This window comes from Aurantimonas aggregata, from assembly GCF_010500835.1.
Taxonomy (GTDB): domain Bacteria; phylum Pseudomonadota; class Alphaproteobacteria; order Rhizobiales; family Rhizobiaceae; genus Aurantimonas; species Aurantimonas aggregata.
The window spans coordinates 1-22460 of the sequence record NZ_JAAAMJ010000018.1; the positions used below are offsets into that span (position 1 = coordinate 1).

The 22460-nt window shown below is 66.8% G+C and carries 16 protein-coding genes and 1 pseudogene; 6 read left to right on the plus strand and 11 right to left on the minus strand.

From position 1 onward, the window contains the following. Positions 1-541: 541 nt before the first annotated feature. The 4 genes from proS (at position 542) to dnaE (ending at position 7708) form a co-directional block, all read left to right on the plus strand. Positions 542-1864 (plus strand): proline--tRNA ligase, encoded by a 1323-nt coding sequence (proS, locus tag GTW51_RS18020; protein ID WP_163045457.1) that lies wholly within the window; start codon positions 542-544, stop codon positions 1862-1864. A gap of 74 nt (positions 1865-1938) precedes the next feature. Further along, positions 1939-3165, plus strand: a complete 1227-nt coding sequence (locus GTW51_RS18025) for a lipoprotein-releasing ABC transporter permease subunit (protein WP_163045518.1) — start codon at positions 1939-1941, stop codon at positions 3163-3165. Then, positions 3165-3857 (plus strand): ABC transporter ATP-binding protein, encoded by a 693-nt coding sequence (locus GTW51_RS18030; RefSeq protein WP_163045458.1) that lies wholly within the window; start codon positions 3165-3167, stop codon positions 3855-3857. The genes GTW51_RS18025 and GTW51_RS18030 overlap by 1 nt, the downstream gene beginning before the upstream one ends. A gap of 380 nt (positions 3858-4237) precedes the next feature. Continuing rightward, entirely contained in the window at positions 4238-7708 is a 3471-nt protein-coding gene (gene dnaE, locus GTW51_RS18035; protein ID WP_163045459.1) for a DNA polymerase III subunit alpha, read from the plus strand. 50 nt (positions 7709-7758) lie between these two features. Here the strand turns inward: dnaE and GTW51_RS18040 are convergent, their stop codons facing one another. From GTW51_RS18040 to GTW51_RS18050, 3 genes are all read right to left on the minus strand, one after another. Beyond that, positions 7759-9105 carry a DNA polymerase IV gene (locus GTW51_RS18040; protein WP_163045460.1) on the minus strand — a complete coding sequence of 449 codons (1347 nt, stop codon included), beginning with the start codon at positions 9103-9105 and terminating at the stop codon, positions 7759-7761. A gap of 78 nt (positions 9106-9183) precedes the next feature. Then, complete coding sequence (locus tag GTW51_RS18045; protein ID WP_246233254.1) at positions 9184-9822, minus strand: hypothetical protein; 639 nt, start codon at positions 9820-9822, stop codon at positions 9184-9186. 41 nt (positions 9823-9863) lie between these two features. Continuing rightward, positions 9864-10205 carry a DUF3572 domain-containing protein gene (locus GTW51_RS18050; protein ID WP_425483284.1) on the minus strand — a complete coding sequence of 114 codons (342 nt, stop codon included), beginning with the start codon at positions 10203-10205 and terminating at the stop codon, positions 9864-9866. 81 nt (positions 10206-10286) lie between these two features. Between GTW51_RS18050 and GTW51_RS18055 the strand changes: the two genes are divergently transcribed. Together GTW51_RS18055 and GTW51_RS18060 are read left to right on the plus strand one after the other, a co-directional pair. Further along, positions 10287-10658, plus strand: coding sequence for a response regulator (locus tag GTW51_RS18055; protein ID WP_163045462.1), 372 nt, complete (start codon positions 10287-10289; stop codon positions 10656-10658). Between the two features lie 8 nt (positions 10659-10666). Then, a pseudogene (locus tag GTW51_RS18060) lies at positions 10667-12033 on the plus strand (PleD family two-component system response regulator). Between the two features lie 510 nt (positions 12034-12543). Here GTW51_RS18060 and rpmG read toward each other — a convergent pair. The 8 genes from rpmG to plsY form a co-directional block, all read right to left on the minus strand. Continuing rightward, the gene (rpmG, locus tag GTW51_RS18065) at positions 12544-12711 is read right to left on the minus strand and encodes a 50S ribosomal protein L33 (protein ID WP_163045463.1); all 168 of its coding nucleotides are present in this window, start codon (positions 12709-12711) and stop codon (positions 12544-12546) included. Positions 12712-12903: 192 nt separating this feature from the next. Beyond that, complete coding sequence (locus GTW51_RS18070; protein WP_163045464.1) at positions 12904-14103, minus strand: MFS transporter; 1200 nt, start codon at positions 14101-14103, stop codon at positions 12904-12906. A gap of 18 nt (positions 14104-14121) precedes the next feature. Beyond that, positions 14122-14874 carry an NUDIX hydrolase gene (locus GTW51_RS18075; RefSeq protein ID WP_343034055.1) on the minus strand — a complete coding sequence of 251 codons (753 nt, stop codon included), beginning with the start codon at positions 14872-14874 and terminating at the stop codon, positions 14122-14124. Beyond that, positions 14871-15308, minus strand: coding sequence for a DUF983 domain-containing protein (locus GTW51_RS18080; RefSeq protein WP_163045466.1), 438 nt, complete (start codon positions 15306-15308; stop codon positions 14871-14873). Before GTW51_RS18080 ends, GTW51_RS18075 begins: the two co-directional genes overlap by 4 nt. Further along, a complete protein-coding gene (gene rnr / locus GTW51_RS18085) occupies positions 15305-17569 on the minus strand; it encodes a ribonuclease R (RefSeq protein WP_163045467.1) in 2265 nt (754 codons plus the stop codon). Before rnr ends, GTW51_RS18080 begins: the two co-directional genes overlap by 4 nt. 3 nt (positions 17570-17572) lie before the next feature. Continuing rightward, complete coding sequence (gene topA / locus GTW51_RS18090) at positions 17573-20317, minus strand: type I DNA topoisomerase (RefSeq protein ID WP_163045468.1); 2745 nt, start codon at positions 20315-20317, stop codon at positions 17573-17575. A gap of 410 nt (positions 20318-20727) precedes the next feature. After that, a complete protein-coding gene (dprA, locus tag GTW51_RS18095) occupies positions 20728-21858 on the minus strand; it encodes a DNA-processing protein DprA (protein WP_163045469.1) in 1131 nt (376 codons plus the stop codon). Further along, the gene (gene plsY / locus GTW51_RS18100; RefSeq protein ID WP_163045470.1) at positions 21855-22442 is read right to left on the minus strand and encodes a glycerol-3-phosphate 1-O-acyltransferase PlsY; all 588 of its coding nucleotides are present in this window, start codon (positions 22440-22442) and stop codon (positions 21855-21857) included. The genes dprA and plsY overlap by 4 nt, the downstream gene beginning before the upstream one ends. Positions 22443-22460 lie beyond the last annotated feature (18 nt).

Genomic DNA, 22460 nt, shown 5'->3' on the forward strand with positions numbered 1-22460 from the left:
CGGGTCCGTTGAAATCGGAACGAAGCGGGATCGCTGAAGCCATGGCAAACCTCCGTTTGCCTCCATCGATTCAGACTTCGCCCGCCTTGGGAACCCCTACAGAGTCAGCTATCGCGCACGTTGGTATGAGCCGACGCCGTGATCGGCCTATGGACGATCAGGAAGCGGAACCGGCAAAAGCGGAGGGCAAAAAAAATGCAAGGCTTTCGCCTTGCATGGTTGAGGTTGCGTGCCTGGATTTCACACCGAAGACTTTGTTCGGGGCTGCGACGATGTGTCGCGCCGGAAACCGCGTCCTCCCGAGACTAGACCGCAGTCGGCGCCTCACGGGCGCCTTCTTTATAAGGCCGGACGTTAGCCAGACCGCCGCGTGTTGTCACGCGAAATTTGCGGCGATGTCAAATTTTGATGTCATCGCTTCGACTGCCGTTCTGCGCTTCCTGCGTCCGGTCCATCCTGCCTTTCCATTCTGCAGTCTACCAGTTATGAGGCGGCTCCGTGGCCCACGTGGCCGCCGACCCTGGATCTGACCGGACTCATCATGCGCCTGTCGCGATATTTTCTGCCGATTCTCAAGGAAACGCCGAAGGAAGCCGAGATCGTATCGCATCGTCTGATGCTACGGGCCGGGATGATCCGGCAGCAGGCGGCGGGCATCTATTCGTTCCTGCCGCTCGGCAAGCGCGTGCTGGACAAGGTCTGCGACATCGTGCGCGAGGAGCAGAACCGCTCCGGCGCTATCGAACTGCTGATGCCGACGATTCAGTCCGCCGACCTGTGGCGCGAGAGCGGGCGCTACGAGGATTACGGCAAGGAGATGCTGCGCATCGAGGATCGCCACGGCCGCGACCTGCTGTTCGGGCCGACCAACGAGGAGATGGTCACCGACATCTTCCGGTCCTCGGTTCGCTCCTACAAGGACCTGCCGCTCAACCTCTACCATCTCCAGTGGAAGTTCCGGGACGAGGTACGCCCGCGCTTCGGCGTGATGCGCAGCCGTGAGTTCCTGATGAAGGACGCCTATTCCTTCGACCTCGACTTCGAATCGGCGCGCGCGTCCTACGATCGGATGTTCGTCGCGTATCTGCGGACCTTCGAGCGGTGCGGCCTGAAGGCCATCCCGATGCGGGCCGATACCGGTCCGATCGGCGGCGACCTCAGCCACGAATTCATCATCCTCGCCGCCACCGGCGAGAGCGAGGTGTTCTGCCACCGCGACTATCTCGGCCTGCCGGTTCCTGGCGCCGACGTCGATTTCAGCGATCCGACGGCCCTGCGGGCGATTGTCGACACCTGGACGACCCCCTACGCGGCGACGGACGAGATGCACGAGACGGCCGTTTGGGACGCCTTGCCGGAGGACGAGCGGCTCGCCGCCCGCGGCATCGAGGTCGGCCATATTTTCCACTTCGGCACCAAGTACTCCGCGCCGATGAATGCTGTCGTCACCGGCCCGGACGGGAAGGATGTTCCCGTCCACATGGGATCCTACGGGATCGGCCCGAGCCGGTTGCTCGCGGCGATCATCGAGGCCTCGCATGACGAAAACGGTATCATCTGGCCGAAATCGGTTGCGCCCTTCGACGTCGGGCTGATCAACATGAAGCCGGGCGATGCCGATTGCGACCGCGTCTGCGACGAGCTCTACGCGCAGCTCGAGGCCGCTGGCGTCGAGGTGCTCTATGACGACCAGGAAACCCGCGCCGGCGCGAAATTCGCCACGATGGACCTGATCGGTCTGCCGCTGCAGCTGATCGTCGGCCCGCGCGGAGCCAAGTCGGGCGAGGCCGAGATCAAGGATCGGGCCACCGGCGAACGCGAGACGCTGCCGATCGCGGCGGTCCTGGACCGGGTGCTGGCTTGACGGAAGCGACGCTCGCACCGGCCGCGCCGGCGCAGAAGCGCGGCTCGACCCGGCCGTTCTCCCGCTTCGAATGGATGATCGCCGGGCGCTATCTGCGGGCGCGCCGGCGGGACGCCGGCGTCTCGGTGATCGCCGGCTTCTCTTTCATCGGCATCATGCTGGGCGTCGCGGCGCTGATCATCGTCATGTCGGTGATGAACGGTTTCCGCGGCGAGCTGCTGACCCGGATCCTCGGCGTCAACGGCCACGTCATCCTTTATCCGATCGACCAGCCGCTGCGCGATTTCGACGTCGTCGCACAGCGCGTCGCAACGGTGCCGGGCGTCGATTTCGCCATGCCGCTGGTGCAGGGGCAGGTGCTGGCCTCCGGCCCCGCCACCACCAGCACCGGCGCGCTGGTAAAGGGCGTGCGCGGCGCCGACCTCGATGAGCTGGCGCCGATCTCGGAGAACATCCGCCAGGGAACGCTGACGGATTTCGACACGGGTGGCGGCGTCGCCATCGGCATCCGTCTTGCCGAAGCGCTCGGCCTGCGGCTCGACGACAACATCACCCTCGTGTCGCCCGAGGGCGACGTGACGCCGCTGGGCACGACCCCGAGGGTCAAGGCCTATCCGGTCACGGCGATCTTCGAGATCGGCCTGTCGGAATACGACGCGGCCTATGTCTACATGCCGCTGACCGAGGCCCAGCTGTTCTTCAACCAGGAGGATCAGGCCCAGTCGATCGAGCTGTTCGTCGACGATCCCGACGCGGTGCGCCTGCTGCAGCCGCAGATCGAGGCGGCGGCACAGCGCCCGGCCTACACCGTCACTTGGCAGACCCAGAACGAGTCGTTCTTCTCGGCGCTGCAGGTCGAGCGGAACGTCATGTTCATCATCCTGACGCTGATCATTCTCGTGGCGGCGCTGAACATCATCTCGGGCCTCTTCATGCTGGTGAAGGACAAGGGCCGGGACATCGCCATCCTGCGCACGATGGGTGCGACCAAGGGCGCGGTGATGCGGGTGTTCCTGATCACCGGCGCCTCGATCGGGTTGGCCGGGACGCTCGCGGGGTTGATCCTCGGCACGGCGTTCTGCCTCAACATCGAGAACATCAGGCTGTTCTTCTCCTGGCTCTCGGGGACCACGCTGTTCAATCCTGAATTCTATTTTCTCAGCCAGCTGCCGGCGGAGATCGACGTGTCGGAGGTCGTGCTGGTCGTCCTGATGGCGGTCGGCCTTTCCTTCGTCGCGACGATCCTGCCGTCGTGGCAGGCGTCCCGGCTCGATCCGGTCGAGGCATTGCGGTACGAATGATGACTGACACTGTTGCGCTGCGGCTCGAGGCGGTCGGTCGACATTTCAAGGAAGGCGAGGGCAAGCTCACGATCCTCGACGGAGCCGAGGTGGAAGTGCACGCCGGCGAGATGATCGCGCTCGTCGCGCCGTCCGGTGCCGGCAAGTCGACCCTGCTGCACATTGCCGGCCTGCTCGAGAAACCCGACACCGGCGAGGTCTATGTCGGCGGCGAGGCCTGCGGCAGTCTTGGCGATGATCGCCGCACGCAGATGCGGCGCCGGTCGATCGGATTCGTCTACCAGTTCCATCATCTGCTGCCGGAGTTCTCGGCCCTCGAGAACGTCATGCTGCCGCAGATGATTCTCGGGCTCGGCCGCGTCGCCGCGGAAGCAAGGGCGCAGGAACTGCTTGACTACATGCGGATCGGCAAGCGCGCCTTGCACCGCCCGGCCGAGTTGTCCGGCGGCGAGCAACAGCGCGTGGCGATCGCCCGTGCCGTCGCCAATTCGCCGCACGTGCTGCTGGCCGACGAGCCGACCGGCAATCTCGATCCGACGACAGCGGGCTACGTCTTCGACGCGCTGACCGCGCTGGTCCGCCAGTCCGGCGTCGCGGCCCTGATCGCCACGCACAATCACGAGCTGGCGGCACGAATGGATCGCTCGATCACCATCGAGCAGGGGCGGATCGTGCCCCACCAGTTCGGCTGACCGCCGACGGTCTCGACATAGCGCCGGCATTCGTCGGCGATCTCCAAACCCTTCGACATCGCTCGTCTCTCGCTAGGCCACGCTTTCGTGCGCCTGGCGCTTGACATTGCCGCTACGAGAGGAACAGATGGCGAACATAGAACAAAAAGGGAACGAAGATGCTCGAAATCACCAAGGATCTCCTGTCGCTGGCCGCCCTGTCCGGTTTCGTGTTCAGCCTCACGCTTCTCGTCCACGCGGTCTGACCGGTCGCTTTCCTGGGGACGGTTCGTGCGCGCTCTTACCGGGCGGCGGCGGAGCGGGTAGGACAGCGGGACTGATGCCGCCAAGGGGCTCCTCGGGGCGACGACCTGGGGCGCCCGTGACCCAGGAGCTTCCGGATGAGCGATCACATCGGTGACAGCCCCCGCTTCATTCACCTGCGGGTGCACAGCGCCTTCTCGCTGCTCGAAGGCGCGCTGAAGCTCGACCAGATCATCAAGTTCGCCGTTGCCGACGAGGCGCCTGCGATCGGCATCGCCGACACAAATAATCTGTTCGGCGCGCTGGAGTTTTCCGAAAAGGCCGCGAAGGCCGGGCTGCAGCCGATCGTCGGCTGCCAACTCGACGTCGATTTCGGCGACACGATCACCGAAGGCCGGGGCGGGCGCGGCGACCGCAACGCACTGCCGATGGCGCCCCTGGTTCTGATCGCGACGAGCGAGGCGGGTTATGCCAACCTCGTCGAGATCGTCTCGCTGGCCTATCTCGGCCACCCCGACACCCAGCGGCCGCATGTGCCGGTCGAGTGGATCGAGGCGCATTGCGGGGACGTGATCTGCCTGACCGGCGGTCCGCTCGGGCCGATCGGTCTCGCGCTCGCCGGCGACCGCGGCCCGCTCGCCCGGGCCCGGCTCGAGCGACTCGCGGCCTGCTTCGGCGACCGGCTCTATGTCGAGCTGCAGCGCCAGGAGGGGCGGAGCCGCCGCGTGGAGGCGGAAACGATCCAGATCGCCTACGACATGGCGCTGCCGCTGGTGGCGACCAACGAGCCGTTCTTCTATTGCCCCGACGATTTCGATGCGCATGACGCGCTGCTCGCGGTCGCCAGCAACCGCCTGGTCAGCCAGGAGGATCGCCGCCGGCTGTCGCGCGATCACTGCCTGAAGACCCAGGGCGAGATGGCGGTTCTGTTCGCCGACCTGCCGGAAGCCCTGCAGAACACCATCGAGGTTGCCCGCCGCTGTTCGTATCGGCCGCGCACCCGCGCGCCGATCCTGCCGCGCTTTGCCGGCGCCGACGCCGATCCGGTCGAGGCCGATGCGGCCGAAGTCGGTGAACTGCGCCGCCAGGCCTTCGAGGGGCTGGAGAAGCGGCTGGCGACGCTCGGGCTTGCGCCGGGCGAGACCGAGGAGAGCTACCGCGCCCGCCTCGACTTCGAGCTGACGATCATCGAGCGGATGAAGTTTCCGGGCTACTTCCTGATCGTTGCGGACTTCATCAAATGGGCCAAGGCGCAGGGCATCCCGGTTGGGCCCGGCCGTGGTTCCGGTGCCGGCTCGCTGGTCGCCTATTCGCTGACCATTACCGATCTCGATCCGCTGCGCTTTTCGCTGCTGTTCGAGCGCTTCCTCAACCCGGACCGCGTGTCGATGCCGGATTTCGACATCGACTTCTGCCAGGATCGGCGCGAGGAGGTCATCCGCTACGTCCAAGGCAAATACGGCCGCGACCAGGTCGGGCAGATCATCACCTTCGGAACGCTGCAGGCGCGCGCCGTGCTGCGCGACGTCGGGCGCGTGCTCGAAATGTCCTACGGCCATGTCGACAAGCTCTGCAAGCTGGTGCCGCAGAACCCGGCCAACCCGGTGACGCTGGCGCAGGCGCTGGTCGAGGAGCCGCGGCTGCAGGAAGCCCGCGAGAAGGAGGAGATCGTCGACCGGCTGATCTCCATCGCGCTGAAGCTCGAGGGGCTCTACCGCCACGCCTCGACCCACGCCGCCGGCATCGTCATTGGCGACCGGCCGCTGTCGAAGCTCGTGCCGATGTATCGCGACCCGCGCTCCGACATGCCGGTCACCCAGTACAACATGAAGTGGGTGGAACCGGCGGGCCTGGTCAAGTTCGACTTTCTCGGCCTGAAGACGCTGACGACGCTGCAGAAGGCGGTGTCGTTGATCGCCCGCAAGGGCATCGATATCGATCTTGCGGCGATCCCGCTGGACGATGCCAAGAGCTACGAGATGCTGACCCGCGGCGAAACTGTCGGGGTCTTTCAGGTGGAATCGGTCGGCATGCGCAAGGCGCTGATCGGCATGCGGCCCGACCGCTTCGAGGACATCATCGCCCTGGTCGCGCTCTACCGGCCGGGCCCGATGGAGAACATCCCGACCTACAACGCCCGCAAGCATGGCGACGAGGAAGTCGACGTCATCCATCCGAAGATCGTGCCGATCCTGCAGGAGACCCAGGGCGTCATCATCTACCAAGAACAGGTGATGCAGATCGCCCAGGTCCTCGCTGGCTACTCGCTCGGCGAAGCCGACCTGCTGCGCCGCGCGATGGGCAAGAAGATCCGCGCCGAGATGGACCAGCAGCGCGTGCGCTTCGTCGAGGGCGCCGTCGCCAACGGGCTCGAGAAAGCCCATGCGAACATGATCTTCGATCTGCTCGCCAAGTTCGCCGATTACGGCTTCAACAAGAGCCACGCGGCGGCCTACGCGCTGATCGCCTATCAGACGGCCTATCTGAAGGCGAACTACCCGGTCGAGTTCCTCGCCGCGTCGATGACGCTCGATTGCGGCAACACCGACAAGCTCAACGATTTCCGCATGGATGCCCAACGGCTGGGAATCACGGTGGTGGCGCCCTCGGTGCAGACCTCGCACAAGGCGTTCGAGGTCGGCGAGGACCGGATCCTCTACGCGCTGGCGGCGATCAAGGGCATCGGCGAGCAGGCGGTCGAGCACATCGTCGAGCGCCGCGGTGAGGGCGAATACGCCTCGCTGGAGGATTTCTGCGCCCGCATCGACCCGAAGATCGTCAACAAGCGGACGCTGGAATTCCTGATCGCCGCCGGCGCGCTCGACTGCTTCGGCCACGATCGCGCGGTCCTGACCGCCAATATCGAGCTGATGGCTTCTTACGCGTTGCGCGTCCACGAGGGCCGCACCTCCGGCCAGCACGACATGTTCGGCTCCGCCGGCGACGCGCCGGAGCCGCTGCGGCTCAACCCGGCGCCGCTCTGGACGTCGGCCGAGAAGCTGCTGCGGGAATTCCAGGCGATCGGCTTCTACATCTCGGCGCACCCGCTCGACGAATACAAGGCGACGCTGAAGCGCCTGCGCGTCCAGACCCATGCTGAGGTCACCGCCGGGGTGAAGCGCGGCGCCAGCGCCGGCAAGCTCGCCGGAACGGTCACCTCGCGCCAGGAGCGCAAGACGCGGACCGGCGGCAAGATCGGCATCGTCCAGCTGTCCGATCCGAGCGGCCAGTACGAGGTCGTGCTGTTCTCCGAGGTGCTCTACGCCTTCCGCGACATGCTGGAGCCGGGCGCCTCGGTGATCGTCACGGTTTCCGCGGAGGAACGCCCGGAAGGCATCTCGCTGCGCGTGCAGTCGGTGCAGTCGCTGGAGGACGAGGCGGTGCGCATGCAGAAGGCGCTGCGCATCTTCATGCGCGACGCGGCGCCCCTGCAACTGGTCCGCAGCCAGTTGCAGACCGACGGCGACAGCGAGGTTTCGGTGATCCTGGTGCGCGACGCCGGCGAGCGGGAGGTGGAGATCACGTTGCCCGGTCGCTACCGCGTCTCGCCGCAGATGGCGAGCGCGGTGAAGGCCGCGCCCGGCGTGCTCGACGTCGAGCTCCTGTAGGCAATGGAACCTGCTAGGCGGCGGAATCGGTCCGGGCGCGTCGCCGGGCCCTAACTGGCGTCGTCGTCCGGCGCCTCGACCGGCTTCGAGCGAAAGGTGCCGGAGGTCGCGACGTGCTTTCGTGCCGTCCGGCCGAACGTATAGCCGGTTTCGATTGCGCTCTGGCCAAAGCGGTCGCGCAACCGGTCGAGCGCCGCCTCCGCCTTGGCGCGCTTGGCGGCGCCCGGATCGACGAGATCGTCGGGGTCGGCCATCACCGCCGGGTGGAAGTCCGAGCAGCCGATGCCGATCAGCCGGAAGCGCGTGCCGTCGATCTCCTTCTCCAGCAGCATCCGGCCCGTTGCGAATATCCGGTCGGCAAGCCGCGTTGGCTGGCCGAGCTTGAAATTGCGCGTCCGGATGCGGAAGCCGGCGCTCTTCAGCTTCAGGACGATCGTCATCGCCGACAGGTCCGTCGCCTTCAGGCGCCGCGCGACCTTTTCGCTGAGGGCGCGCAGCAGCGGCACCAGGTCGGCGGCGGCGGACAGGTCACTGTTGAAGGTGGTTTCCGCCGAGATGCTCTTCATCTCGCTGCTCGGATCGACCTTTCGCGTGTCGATGCCGCGGGACAGCCGATACAGGCGCTGACCCATCTGGCCATAGCGCCGCATCAGCCCGGCCTCGTCCATGGTCTGCAACTGGCCGATGCTGGTGATGCCGTCGCCGGCGAGCGAACGTTCCATGGCGCCGCCGACGCCCCAGATCTTCGTCACCGGCTTGTCGGCGAGGAAGGCGAGGGTTTCCTTTCGCCCGATCACCGAGAAGCCGCGCGGCTTCTCAAGGTCGCTCGCCACCTTGGCGAGGAACTTGTTGTGCGACAGGCCGATCGAGACGGTGATGCCGAGGTCTTTCTCGACGCGGGCCGCGAGCCGGGCGAGCGTCATCGCCGCGGGTTCGCCATGCAGGCGCTCCGTGCCGGACAGGTCGAGAAACGCCTCGTCGATCGACAGCGGCTCGACCAGCGGAGTGACCGCCAGCATCATCGCCCGGACCTCGCGGCCGACGCCGGCGTATTTCGCCATGTCGGGCGATAAAACCACGGCGTCAGGGCAGAGCTTCAGCGCCTTGAACATCGGCATGGCGGAGCGCACGCCGCGGATGCGAGCGATGTAGCAGGCGGTCGAGACGACACCGCGCTGCCCGCCACCGATGATCACCGGCCGATGCAGCAACTCCGGCCGGTCGCGCTTCTCGACGCTGGCATAGAACGCATCGCAGTCGAGATGGGCGATGGCGAGATCGGCGAGTTCCGGGTGATCCGCGACCCGGGGGCTGCCGCAAGACGTGCAGCGGCGCCCGTTCGCGCCCTGGCGGACGAGGCAGTCCCGGCAGAAGCGCAAGGGTGATGGGGCGGACATGTCGGACTCGGGGCGAGTTGCTGGCGGGCAGGATAGCCCAGCCGCCCACGGAGGGAAATCGCGGCGAAAGCAGCGCTGCTATGCGGCGCCGCGGGTCCGGGCCGGTTCGCCGTCGAGGATCGCGAGAATCAGCGATTCGGCCTCAGCCCAGTCGGCGGCGGCGAGCGCGCCGTTCGGCAACGGCGGCAGATGCGGGCGAAAGGCCTCGTTGGCCATCAGATGGATCAAGTGGGCAGCCGGATAGCTGCGCTGCACCGAGACGAGATTGGGCGGCAGATCGTCGGCGAAGATCAGCGGGCCCTTCCAGCGCACGCCGAGTTCCGCGACGACGGCGCCCTTGGAGCGCTCCGTCGCGATCATCGGGAAGGCGAGACCCTCGCGATCCAGCAACGCCCGCCGATGGGGATAGAAGGAGGGCGTCATGGCGGTGAGAAACACGATGTCGGCCGTGCCGGCGAGGCGCCCGAGCGATTCGACCGCGCCCGGCACCACCTTCTGGCGCTCCTGCTGATCCTCGTAGAGACGCATCGTTACCTGGTCGAGTTCGGAGCCGGTCAACGCCGCCCCGGTCGACAGCGAGCGGACATTGCCGGTCAGGCGGAAGCTCTCGGCGCTCAGGTGCGCTCCATGCTCGGCGAGAAGTTCCTGGAACGGCGCGATGAATTCGAGAACCACCTCGTCGATGTCGAGGACGAGCAGCGCCTCGTGCGACTGCATGATCTCGCCGACTCGCGGTCCTTGGGTTACGCTGCGCCGGCTCATCGCGGCGTCGCGCCGAAGCTGTCGGCAAGGGCTTCGCGTGCAGCCACCACAAGGGCGGGGTCGAGCGACTGGTCCGCGGCGAAGGCCATCAGGGTGGGTTCGTGGGCGAGCACGAAATCAAGGACGCCGGCGAGAAAACCGGGCGTCGCGGCGGCGGCGCGCAACTCGGCGACGTTGATGCCGGTCACGGCGAGGAAGCGGTCGAGCAGGGGCCGATCGGCCGCGATGAAGCCAAGTGCCTGAACCGCAACGGAATCAGCGGTCTCGCGGCTGACCGTGGCTTGCCGGGAACTGCCAGGTAACCGATTGTTATCGTTAAGAGACCGCAACCGATCGATTCCCACTTCTTAAATCAGTTCCCGCTAGAAGAGACCCTGAATAGCCGAAGACCATGTGAGGGTCGAGGCGAGGAGTGCCCGATGGCCAAGACCGTGATGATCGTCGAAGACAACGAGCTCAACATGAAGCTCTTCCGTGACCTCATCGAGGCGCACGGCTACGCGACGGTGCAGACGCGCAGCGGGCTGACCGCCGTCGACCTGGCGCGCGAACACCGGCCGGACCTGATCCTGATGGACATCCAGCTTCCCGAGATCTCGGGACTGGATGTCACGCGCCAGCTGAAGAGCGATCCGGAGCTGTTCAAGATCCCGATCATCGCGGTCACGGCCTTTGCCATGAAGGGCGACGAGGAGCGCATCCGCCAGGGCGGCTGCGAGGCCTATATCTCGAAGCCGATATCGGTGGTGAAGTTCATCGAGACGATCCGTTCGTTCCTGGGTGAGAGCTGAGATCTGCGATGACGGCCCGTATTCTCCTCGTCGACGACATCGAGCTGAACGTGAAGCTTCTCGATGCACGTCTGACGGCGGAATACTATCAGGTCGTCACGGCCACCAACGGCCCGGACGCGCTGCGAATCTGCCAGACCGAGTCTGTCGATCTCGTGCTCCTCGACGTGATGATGCCCGGAATGGACGGGTTCGAGGTCTGTCGCCGGCTGAAGGCAGACCCGCGCACGACGCATCTGCCGGTCGTCCTGATCACCGCGCTCGACCAGGCTTCCGATCGACTAACGGGGCTCGAGGCCGGTGCCGACGACTTCCTGACCAAGCCGGTGCGCGACCTCGCGCTGTTCTCCCGTGTCCGCAGCCTGACGCGGCTGAAATTCGTCACCGACGAGCTGCGGCGCCGCGCCGAGACTACCGTCAGCCTGATGGCGGCCGATACGCATTTCCGGCCGGACCTGCTGCAGCCACCCCCGCACGTGCTGCTGTTCAGCGAATCGGCCGAACATGGCCAGCGCATCCGCCGTCACCTCAAGGGGGTCGCGTCCGTCGACATAATCGACGACGCGTCGGACTTCATCGATGCCGCCGCCGCAGGCCAAACGGATGTCCTCTTGATCGACATGGACGGGAAGGGCGTCGACCCGTTGCGGCTGATCTCGCAGCTGCGCTCCAACGAGGCCAGCCGGCTCACGCCGATCCTGCCAGCGCGCGGTCGGACAACGAGATGAAGCTCGCGCGTGCGCTGGAACTCGGCGGCAACGACTACATCCACCGGCCGATCGACCGCAACGAGCTCGTCGCCCGGATCAGGACGCAGATCCGGCGCAAGCGCTACGACGACGGGCTGCGCAACTCGGTGCAGCGAACCATCCAGCTGGCAGTGTCCGATCCGCTCACCGGTCTCCACAACCGTCGCTTCCTCGAAACCCACATGGCCCGGGCTGTTGCGGCGGCTGAGGACACCGGCGTCGGCTTCGCCCTGCTGATGGCCGACATCGACCATTTCAAGCGCATCAACGACAATTGGGGTCACGATGTCGGGGACCGCGTGCTCAAGGAGTTCGCGACCCGCCTGTCGCAGTGCCTGCGCTCCAGCGACCTTGCCTGCCGCTTCGGCGGGGAGGAGTTCGCCATCCTGATGATCGAGGCGGACGCCAGCACCGCGGGCGCCATCGCCGAGCGAATCCGCCAATGCGTCTGCGAGAAGCCGTTCGTCGTGGAGGGAGAGGCGATCATGGTGACGGTCAGCGAAGGGCTGGCGGTCTTCGAGCCCGGCAGGGATGACAATCTGTCGCTGCTGAAGCGCGCCGATGCGGCGCTCTATGCCGCCAAGCGGGGAGGGCGGAACCGGGTGGAAGTCCAGGTCGCAGCCTGAGCTTCGCCAACGGGATCGGCGGCGCGGAAACGTCCTTAACCATTAATTAAAGTTCACAAGACAGTGCGGCCAATCTCGTTGCATTCGAATCGGTTCTGAGCGAGTGTCACGTCGAAATCGGAGGTCAAGGGGGATCCCGAGATCTTCACAGCTACCCCATGGAATGCTCAGGTCCGCCGCATCTCCTGGGTCCCGTGGGGGGCCGGTCGGCTTCATGCAATGACGGTTTCCTCGTACCGTCGCATCAAGCCGGCCGGCCATTTTCGCTCCGACGCGCTGTCGTGGGAGCAAGGGACCGCTTCACCGTTCGGGCTCGACCGCTCCGGGAGCGCGGTCCGGTCGGCCCTGGCTTAAAGCGGCCTACGCGGCCTTTCCTACGTCGATGGCCCGATCCTGACGGATCCCAGGCGCATTACCAGTCCCAGACGCACGACACCCGATTGCAGGCGCACGAAAAACGCCGCCCCGTTGCCGGAGCGGCGCCATCATCTGTCGGACGACGACGGAAGCCTACTTGATCTTGGCTTCCTTGAACTCGACGTGCTTGCGCGCGATCGGGTCGTACTTCGTCTTGGTCATCTTGTCGGTCATCGTACGGCTGTTCTTCTTCGTCACGTAGAAGAAGCCGGTGTCGGCCGTCGAGAGGAGCTTGATCTTGATCGTCGTTGCCTTGGCCATCGCCCTGTCCGTTCGCTGATGCGCGCCGCGCCGACCGGACCGCCAGGGTCCCGTCCGTTTGCCGATAGCGCGGCTGAAAACTTCTGTCGACCCGTGCGCGCGCCGCAGATGCGGCAGGCGCGCCACGCGCCAATGCGCCGGCGCATCGCGTCGGCGGATTTCAGCGGGACCATAGCCACGCGCGCCGCCAAGTCAAGTCCGGTACCGGCTCAGCGCGAGGCGGACGAGCGTCAGCGCGAGGTAGGCGGCGAAAAATACGGCGAGCGCCCAGGAGAAGCCGTTGTTGCCGAAGAGGTCCATCGACGAGCCGATCGCCTGTGGCCCGACCAGCATGCCGGCCGAATAGCAGAAGATGAAGGCGGCGTTGGCGGAGGCGAGGTCGGAACCGGAGAGCTTCGATCCGAGATGCGCCAGACCGACCGTGTAGAGGCCGGCGACGACGCCGCCCCAGAGGAACAGCACGCCCGCCATCAGCCACCAGCTTTCAGCCAGGAGCGGCAGGCAGAGCGTGCCCACCAGCCCGACGAAGGCGAAGAGCGAGAGCAGCTGCCGCCGGTCGGCGACCTTGTCCGAGACGAGGCCGATCGGGATCTGCATGAGGACGTTGCCGAGCCCGATCGCAGTCAGCAGCAGGGCCGCCGACGCTTCGGGGAAGCCGATCCGCTCGCCATAGATCGGGAAGAGCGCGAAGCCGCCGGCCTCGACTGCGCCGAACACCAGCACGGCGCCGGTAGCGGTCGGCACGGAAAAGATGAACCGCCAGAAGGCGCCGCTCTGGTGCTTGCCAAGGAGCGGCTGACGGTTCCAGGCGAAGAACAGCGGAATCGCCGAGGCGAAAATCACGCCGGCGCCGATGCCGAAGGGCAGGAAGCCGCTGGAGCCGACCTGCGAGAAGATCCAGGGGCCGGCGGCGAAGCCGAGCGACAGAACGGTCGCATAGATGCCGAGGATGAAGCCGCGTCTGCCGGGCGGTGCAGCAGCGTTGATCCAGAACTCCGAGAGGACGAAGAGCGCGGTAATCGAGAAGTGGAACACCAGCCGTAGCGGGAACCACATCCAGAACGCTGTCGCGAGATAGAAGCCGATGGCCGAGAAGCCGCAGAGGACGATGGCGGCGAGCATCGAGACCCGCACCCCGATCACTCGTGCGATGGGCGTGATCAACGGGGCCGCGAGGAGCGAGGCCGCGCCGGCGACGGCCGTGTTCGCCCCGATCATGGTCGCGGAGATGCCGCGCCGCTCGAGGATGACGCTCAGCAGCGGCAAGCCGAGGCCCAGCGCGATGCCGACGGCACTGATCGAGGCGATCGCGGCGCCTGCCGCGATCCAGTCGATCTCGGTGATCTCTGCCTCCGCCTCGGCGACGATGTCAGCCGGCGTCCACTTGTCCATCGCCCGAGGGCCTCTCGTTCAGAGCAGGTCGCGGACGAAGCGGCCGCGCACAGAACGGTAAAAGGGCATCGGACGCGACGCGTCCAGAAAGGAATCGTCGGCTAATCGTATTTCGAGGTCGGCGAGCACCCGCCGTGTGATCGTCGCGATCGTCAACCGCCCGATTTCGTCCAACGGAAACCATCCGACGGCCTCGAGCTCATCGGTCGGCGGCTCCCCGGCCATGACACCGCCCATGGCACTCGCATCGACGCAGAAGAAACGGGTGTCATATCGCCGCGGCGGCCCGGGAGGCGTGATGGCGCGGGCCAGTGGCACGAGCAATTCCGGCGCCGGGCGAATCGCCCGTGCCGCAAAGCTCTGCCAGTGACCGGATAAGGATACCGGCACGCCGGTGGCGCCGACCATGGCGCCCGTTTCCTCGAAGGTCTCCCGGATGGCGGCGAGGGCGACGGCGGTGGCGCGGCGCGCGTCGAACCGCGAGGGCGGCCCGGCGCACAGGCGGGCGAGCGCGTTCTCCGGCAGCGTGAACGAGGCGGCGAGCCGCAGATCCTCCGGATCGACGCGGCCGCCGGGGAAGACGTAGTGACCGGGCATGAAGACATGGCCGGGCGAGCGGCGTCCCATCAGCAGGCGCGGCACCGGCCCGGTCCGGTCGACGACGATCAGCGTGCCAGCGTCGCGGGGCCGCAGAAGCGGCCCGTTCGGACGAGCAAGACTCAGGCGCGCACGTTCGGCTTCAAGTGCCTCCAGCGCAGCCTCGGTGGTCACCCGACCCGGTCCGCGTCTTCCTCGCCGCCGAAGCCGCCAAGGCGCAGCGACCATTGCAGGGCGATCGTCGCGCCCTTCAGCGGCTGCATCAGAGCCAGCGACATCGCGATCGTGATCGGCACCCAGATCGCCAGCTGCGTCCACATAGAGAGGGCAACGGTCTCGTCGAGCGCCATGAAGCCGGCAACGACGACGTGGCCGACGATGAAAATGGTGAGATACGGTGGTAGATCGTCGGCGCGGTGGTGATGGATCTCCTGCCCGCACTCGGAACACGAATCAACGCTCTTGAGGAAGCCCTTGAAGAGCTTGCCTTTTCCACAGTTCGGGCAGCGGCTGCGGAAACCGTTGACCAGAGCCGGCCAGAGCGGCCGCTCGCCCTCGCGGCTGTTGGCGCGCGTCTCGAAGGTGCCGGCGCTCATGGGCTGGTTCATCGTCTTTTCCTCGTCTTCGCGGCCACGTTCTTGTCGCGTCCCTTGGGGCCCCGCCGTTGGGCCTTGTGGAAGGACGCGGTCGATCCGGGCAGCTGGCGCGGCTCGGTGAGCATCTCGAACTGCATCGAGCCTGCCAGCGGCAGGGCATTGACCAGCTTGATCTCGACCGCGTCGCCGAGCCGGTAGCCATGGCCGCTGCGTTCGCCGACCAGCGCGTGGCCGACCTCGTCGTGGTGGAAATATTCCGCCCCGAGCGTGGATATAGGGACGAACCCGTCCGCACCGTAGGCCGGCAGCACGACAAAAAGCCCGGCTCGCGTCACGCCGGTGATGCGCCCGGCAAACTCCTCGCCCAGCCGCTCGGCCAGATGATGGGCGATCAGCCGGTCGACCGTGTCGCGTTCCGCCGCCATGGCGCGGCGTTCGGCGCGCGAGATCTCCTCGGCGGTCTGCTCCAGGCTCTCCTCGTCCTCGCGGCTCAGGCCGCCGTCGCCGAGCTTGAGCGCGGTGATCAGCGCGCGGTGGACGATGAGGTCGGCATAGCGGCGGATCGGCGAGGTGAAATGGGCGTAGCGCACCAGGTTGAGGCCGAAATGGCCGATGTTCTGGGGCGAATAGGCGGCCTGCGACTGCGAGCGCAGCACCACCTCGTTGACCAGTGTCTCGTGCTCGCTGGCCTTCACCTGCCGCAGGATGCTGTTGAAGTGCGACGGCCGGAGCGTGCCGGCCTTCGCGAGCGAAATCTCCAGCGTCCGCAGGAAGTCCCGCAGCGCCTCGAGCTTGGACAGCGAGGGAGCGTCGTGGGCGCGGTAGATCAGCGCCTGGCGCTTCTGCTCCAGCGTCTCGGCCGCCGCGACATTGGCGAGGATCATGAACTCCTCGATCAGCCGGTGGGCATCGAGGCGCTCCGGCACGAGGACACGGTCGACGCGGCCGGTCTCGTCCAGCTTGATCTTCTTCTCGGGCAGGTCGAGATCGAGCGGCTGGCGGCGCTCACGTGCCCGCCCGACCAGCCCATAGGCCTTCCATAGCGGCTTCAGGACGGGCTCGAGCATCGGCGCCGCGGCCTCGCCCGGCTGGCCGTCGATCGCCGCCTGGGCTTCCTCGTAGGCGAGCTTGGCATGGCTGCGCATCATGATGCGGTGGAAAGCATGACCGCGCTTTTCGCCGTCCGCGCCGATCACCATCCGCACGGCAAGGGCAGGGCGGTCGACACCCTCCTTCAGCGAGCAGAGATCGTTGGAGATTCGCTCGGGCAGCATCGGGATGACGCGATCGGGAAAGTACACCGAGTTGCCGCGCAGCCGGGCCTCGGAATCGAGCTTGGAGCCAGAGCGGACGTAATAGGCGACGTCGGCGATCGCCACGGTGACGATCATGCCGCCGACATTGGCGGGATCGGAATCGTCCGTCGCGTGCACCGCGTCGTCGTGGTCCTTGGCATCCGCCGGGTCGATGGTGATGAGCGGCAGATCGCGCCAGTCCTCTCGCGAATCCATGGTCGCCGGGCCGGCCTTGTCGGCATCGGCGAGGACGCTCTGCGGAAAGACGTGGGGGATCGAGTGGACGTGGAGCGCGATCGTCGAGATCGCGCGCTCGGAGTTCATCGAGCCGACGACGGAGATGACGGACGCGGTCGGCAGTCCGATGCGGGTGCGCTGACCGGGTTCGACCTCGACCAGGTCGCCGTCCTTGGCACCCTTTTCGTCGCCCGGGGCGACGGTGTATTCTGGCTGCTTGCGTTCGACCGGCTCGACCCTGCCGCCGCCACCCGGGCGTGCCCGGAACACCCCGACCGACAACGACTTGCGGCGCTCCAACACACGCACGACGCGGGCGGTGCGAAGGCCGTGCTCGTCGGTCTCGATGCGGGCGAGGATGCGTTCGCCGAGACCGGCCGCCGGTGCCTTGTCGCGCTGCTGGATGACCGGGATGCGCGGGCGTTCGCCGTCCTGCGCCTCGTCCCAGCTGACTGGCTCGGCCAGAAGCCCGCCGTCATCGTCGCGGCCGCGAATCTCCAGAACGGCAATGCTCGGGAGCGCGCCGGGCGTGATGAAGCGCTTGCGCCCGCCCGCCAGCACGCCCTCGGCCTGCAGATCGCTGAGAAGGTTCTTCAGGACCAGCCGGTCGTCGCCCTTGATGCCGAAGGCCTTGGCGACGTCACGCTTCGACGCGTGGCCGGGATTCTCTGCGATGAACCGCAGCACCGCCTCGCGGGTCAGTTCCGGCCGGGCATCGGCCCCGGGTTGTCGCCTCGCCATGGCCTAGTCCGCATCCCAGGGCACAGTATCGCCGCCGCTGGCGGCGACCTTGGCCGGCTTCTTTGCTGCAGTCTTGGCGGCTGATTTCGCCGGCGCCTTGGCGGCAGCCTTCTTCGCCGGTGCCTTGCGGTCGGTTGCCGCCGCCTTCTTGGCCGGTGCCTTCTTCGCGGCCGGCTTCTTGGCGGCAGCCTTCTTGGCCGGGCCGCCCTTGCCAGTCTTCTCGGCGCGTTCGTTCAACAGGACGATCGCCTCGGCCAGCGTGACGCTCGCCGGGTCCTTGCTCTTCGGCAGCGTGGCGTTGATCTTGCCGACATTGACATAGGGCCCGAAACGGCCGTCACGAACTGTGATCTGGCCACCAAAATCCGGGTGCTCGCCAAGCGTCGCGAGCGCCGCCGGGGTGCCACGACCGCGGCCACCCTTTTCCTTCTTCTCGGCGATCACCGTCACGGCGCGGTTGAGGCCGACCTCGAACACGTCCTGGATGGTCTCGAGATTGGCGTACATGCCGTCATGCTGCAGGAACGGCCCGTAGCGGCCCAGCCCGGCAAGGATCGGCTTGCCGGATTCGGGATGCAAGCCGACCTCGCGCGGCAGCGACAGGAGCCGCAGCGCCTTCTCGAGATCCATGTCGGCGACCTCCCAGCCCTTCGGCAGGGACGAACGCTTGGCTTCCTTGCCCTCGCCGCGCTGGACGTAGGGGCCGAACCGGCCGCTGCGCAGCGTCACCATTTCTTCGGTCGCGGGATCGGCGCCGAGTTCCTTTGGTCCGTCCGCCTGGTCGTCGCCCGCCGCATCGGCGGAGAAGCTCGTGCCGAGCTGCCGGGTGAAGCCGCAATCGGGATAGTTGGAGCAGCCGACGAAGGCGCCGAACTTGCCAAGCTTCAGCGACAGCTGGCCCTCGCCGCAGCGCGGGCAGGCCCGCGGATCGGTGCCGTCCTCGCGCGCCGGGAAGACCAGTGGCCCGAGTTCGACGTTCAGCGCGTCGAGGACATTGGAGACCCGCAGCTCCTTGGTGCCGTCGACATGCGAGGAGAAGTCCAGCCAGAACTCCCGCAGGACGTCCTTCCAGGCGAGCTCGCCCGCCGAGATCCGGTCGAGCTTTTCCTCCAGGCCGGCGGTGAAGTCGTACTCGACGTAGCGCTCGAAGAAATTGTGCAGGAAGGCGGTGACCAACCGGCCCTTGGCCTGCGGCAACAACTTGCGCTTGTCCTGGACGATGTAATCGCGGTCCTCCAGCGTCTGCAGCGTCGCGGCATAGGTGGAGGGTCGGCCGATACCGAGTTCTTCCATCTTCTTGATCAGCGAGGCCTCCGAATAGCGCGGCGGCGGCTCGGTGAAATGCTGCGAGGCGTCGACCGCGCGGCGGGCCAGATCCTCGGCCGAGCGGATTTCGGGCAGCCGCGCCGACTCGTCGTCGTCCTCGCCGGCAGCCGGCGCGACGCTGTCGTCGCGATGCTCGACATAGGCGCCGATGAAGCCGTCGAACTTGATGACCGAACCGGTGGCGCGAAGGCGTGCGGTCTTGCCGTCGCCCTCGGCGACGATCTCGGCGGTGGTCCGCTCGATCTCGGCAGCCGACATCTGGCTGGCGATTGTGCGCTTCCAGATCAGGTCGTAGAGCCGCGCCTGGTCTCGATCGAGGAAGCGCTCGACATCCTTCGGCTGGCGGCTGAATTCGGTCGGGCGGATGGCCTCGTGCGCTTCCTGTGCGTTCTTCGCCTTGGTGGCGTAGAAGCGTGGCTTGTCGGGGACGTAGCGCGGGCCGAAGGTCGTGGCGATGGCCTGCCGCGCCGACTCGATGGCCTCGGGCGCGATCTGCACGCCGTCGGTCCGCATGTAGGTGATCAGGCCGACGGTCTCGCCGCCGACATCAATGCCTTCATAGAGACGCTGCGCCACTTGCATGGTGCGGGAGGCCGAGAAACCGAGCTTGGCGGAGGCCGCCTGCTGCAACGTCGACGTGGTGAAGGGCGGGCCGGGATTGCGGCGGGTGGGCTTGGCTTCGATGCTGTCGACGCGGTAGGTCGCGCCTTCCAGCATGGTGCGCATCAGCGTCGCCCGTGCCTCGTCGCCGATGGACATCTTCTGCAGCTTGTCGCCGGCGAAGGCGGTCAGGCGGGCACGGAACTCGTCGCCGCGCGGCGTCGCCAGCAACGCGCTGAGCTGCCAGTATTCCTGCGGCTTGAAGACCTCGATCTCGGCCTCGCGGTCGCAGACGAGGCGCAGTGCCACCGACTGGACGCGGCCGGCCGAACGGGCGCCGGGCAGCTTGCGCCAGAGCACCGGCGAGAGCGTGAAGCCGACCAGATAGTCCAGGGCGCGGCGGGCCAGATAGGCGTCGACCAGCGGCTCGTCGATCTGCCGCGGGTTGGCCATCGCGTCCAGGACCGCCTTCTTGGTGATGGCGTTGAAGACGACGCGGCTCACCGGCTTGGTGCCGATCACCTTCTTCTGGCGCAGGACCTCGAGCACGTGCCACGAGATCGCTTCGCCCTCCCTGTCCGGATCGGTGGCGAGGACGACGCGGTCGGCCTTCTTCACCGCCTGGGCGATCTCGTTCAGCCGCTTCTGGGAGAGCTTGGCGACCTCCCAGTCCATAGCAAAATCCTCGTCCGGCCGGACGGAGCCGTCCTTGGCCGGCAGATCGCGCACGTGTCCGTAGGAAGCGAGAACCTGGAAGTTGCCGCCGAGATACTTGTTGATCGTCTTCGCTTTGGCCGGCGATTCAACGATGACGACATCCATGAGAAAACGATCCCGAGAGCTGAGGGGGCGACGCATGACAGCCAGCTGAGCTGCCGAATGAGGAGAGGCGAGCGCCGTCCCGTCACATGGACAGTCGCAGCCGCAGGGTCAACCCCGACGCCTGCGTGGCCCAAATCTGGTTGCAACCTCTGCGGGAATAACCTTAAGTATATAACCAGGGCGCGTATTCGTGTCTGCGCAACCGGCGCACCGGGAACCCCTCGTTTCAGGAAGTTGCACCGTCCATGTCATCGAACTCCCAGGATCCGCGAGCAAATCTCCAGTATGTGCGCGACATGCTGGAGCAACTGAGGGTGGTATCCGGTGCACCGGAGGGGTCGGTCCTCGGATATCTCATGGAGATGGCCCGGCTGGAGGCGGATCGACAGCTCGCTTCCCGCGGCAAGCGGTCAAAGCAGTAGAGAGACCTTGCCGTCCGGATGTCGTTCGAGACGGCCGGCGAGGTCGAGTTCGAGCAGGACGAGTTGGACCGCGCCGGGCCGCGAGCCGGTATGGGCGATAATGTCGTCGATCGCGACCGGCGTCGGGCCTAGCGTCTCGACGATCCGCTCGCGCTCGCCCTGCGCTGGCTCGTCCGGTGGTTCGTGGCCGGCGGGCTCCTCCAAGGCGATGTCGTCGCTCCGCATGCGGGCGTCCAGCGGCCGCAGCGCCGCAATGACGTCGGCCGCCTCGGTGACCAGCGTCGCGCCGTCCTTCAGCAGCCGATTCGTTCCGGCAGCGCGCGGGTCGAGCGGTGATCCCGGCACGGCGAAGACGAGCCGTCCCATTTCCGCCGCGAGGCGGGCGCTGATCAGCGAGCCCGACCGCATCGCCGCCTCGACCACGACGAGCCCCAGGCAGAGACCGGCGACCAGTCGATTGCGACGGGGAAAGTCGATGGCCCTCGGCTCCCAGCCGAACGGCATTTCCGAAACGAGGCAGCCGCCGCCATCGACGATCCGCCGCATCAAGGGGCGATGCTCACTCGGATAGGGCTTGTCGAGGCCGCCCGCGAAGACTCCGATCGTGCCGGTCTCGAGCGCCGCCTCGTGGGCGGCGGCGTCGATGCCGCGGGCAAGGCCGGAGACGACAGCATAGCCGGCTGCGCCGAGTTCGGCGGCGAGCGTGCGGGTCAGCTTGATCCCCGACAGCGAGGCATTGCGGGCACCGACCATCGCGACGGCGGGCAACTGGGCGGTCTCCATGTCACCCATCACGGCAAGCACCGGCGGCGCCTGATCGAATGAGCGGAGCAGCGCCGGATAGTCGGGCTCGCCGAGGCAGACGAAGCGGGCACCGAGCCGTGTCGCGCGCGCAAGCTCCTCTTCCGCCGCTCCGCGGCTGGCGACTCGGATGCGCCGGCCGCCACGTGCGGCAAGGTCGGGCAGAGCGGCCAGCGCGGCTTCCGCGCCACCGAAGCGGTTGATCAGGGTGCGGAAGGTGACGGGGCCAACATTGTCGCTACGGATCAACTGCAGCCATGCCAGACGCGTCTCGTCCGGCAGGACGACACCGCGCCGGGGAGCCGCACCGCCGCTCAACCCTTGGCCCCGATCTTGCCCTCCGTGCCGGCAAGCAGCCGACGGATATTGGCGTGATGCTTCAGGTAGACGATCAGCGTCAGGACGGCTGTAAGCACCGCTGCGGCGTTGTAGCCGAGGAGGACGCAGGCGATCGGCACGACCAGAGTCGCGGCAAGCGCGGCCAGCGAGGAGTAGCGCCAGATCGCCGCCACGGACAGCCAGACGGCAGCAAAGACCAGGACACCGACCGGCGCCATGCCCAGCAGGATGCCGAGATAGGTGGCAACGCCCTTGCCACCCTTGAAGCCCAGCCAGACCGGGAAGAGATGACCGAGAAAGGCGCCAAGGCCGGCGACGGCGGCAGCTTCGTTGCCCCAGCGCGAGGCGACGAGCACCGGGACGGTTCCCTTCAGGACGTCGCCGGCAAGCGTCAGCGCTGCCATCGCCTTGTTGCCGGTGCGCAGCGCATTGGTGGCGCCGATATTGCCCGAACCGATCTGGCGCAGGTCACCGAGGCCGAACAACCGGGCGAAGACCAGGCCGAAGGGAATCGAGCCGGAAAGATAGCCGCCGGCAAGGCATGCCAGCGCGATCAGCCACATCTGTTCCCCGCTCCCCAA

Bases quoted from the DNA above. Each gene is read 5' to 3' on its own strand.
- proS (WP_163045457.1), top strand. From the start codon at position 542: ATGCGCCTGTCGCGATATTTTCTGCCGATTCTCAAGGAAACGCCGAAG.
- GTW51_RS18025 (WP_163045518.1), top strand. From the start codon at position 1,939: ATGATCGCCGGGCGCTATCTGCGGGCGCGCCGGCGGGACGCCGGCGTC.
- GTW51_RS18030 (WP_163045458.1), top strand. From the start codon at position 3,165: ATGACTGACACTGTTGCGCTGCGGCTCGAGGCGGTCGGTCGACATTTC.
- dnaE (WP_163045459.1), top strand. From the start codon at position 4,238: ATGAGCGATCACATCGGTGACAGCCCCCGCTTCATTCACCTGCGGGTG.
- GTW51_RS18040 (WP_163045460.1), bottom strand. From the start codon at position 9,105: ATGTCCGCCCCATCACCCTTGCGCTTCTGCCGGGACTGCCTCGTCCGC.
- GTW51_RS18045 (WP_246233254.1), bottom strand. From the start codon at position 9,822: ATGCAGTCGCACGAGGCGCTGCTCGTCCTCGACATCGACGAGGTGGTT.
- GTW51_RS18055 (WP_163045462.1), top strand. From the start codon at position 10,287: ATGGCCAAGACCGTGATGATCGTCGAAGACAACGAGCTCAACATGAAG.
- rpmG (WP_163045463.1), bottom strand. From the start codon at position 12,711: ATGGCCAAGGCAACGACGATCAAGATCAAGCTCCTCTCGACGGCCGAC.
- GTW51_RS18070 (WP_163045464.1), bottom strand. From the start codon at position 14,103: ATGGACAAGTGGACGCCGGCTGACATCGTCGCCGAGGCGGAGGCAGAG.
- GTW51_RS18080 (WP_163045466.1), bottom strand. From the start codon at position 15,308: ATGAACCAGCCCATGAGCGCCGGCACCTTCGAGACGCGCGCCAACAGC.
- rnr (WP_163045467.1), bottom strand. From the start codon at position 17,569: ATGGCGAGGCGACAACCCGGGGCCGATGCCCGGCCGGAACTGACCCGC.
- topA (WP_163045468.1), bottom strand. From the start codon at position 20,317: ATGGATGTCGTCATCGTTGAATCGCCGGCCAAAGCGAAGACGATCAAC.
- plsY (WP_163045470.1), bottom strand. From the start codon at position 22,442: ATGTGGCTGATCGCGCTGGCATGCCTTGCCGGCGGCTATCTTTCCGGC.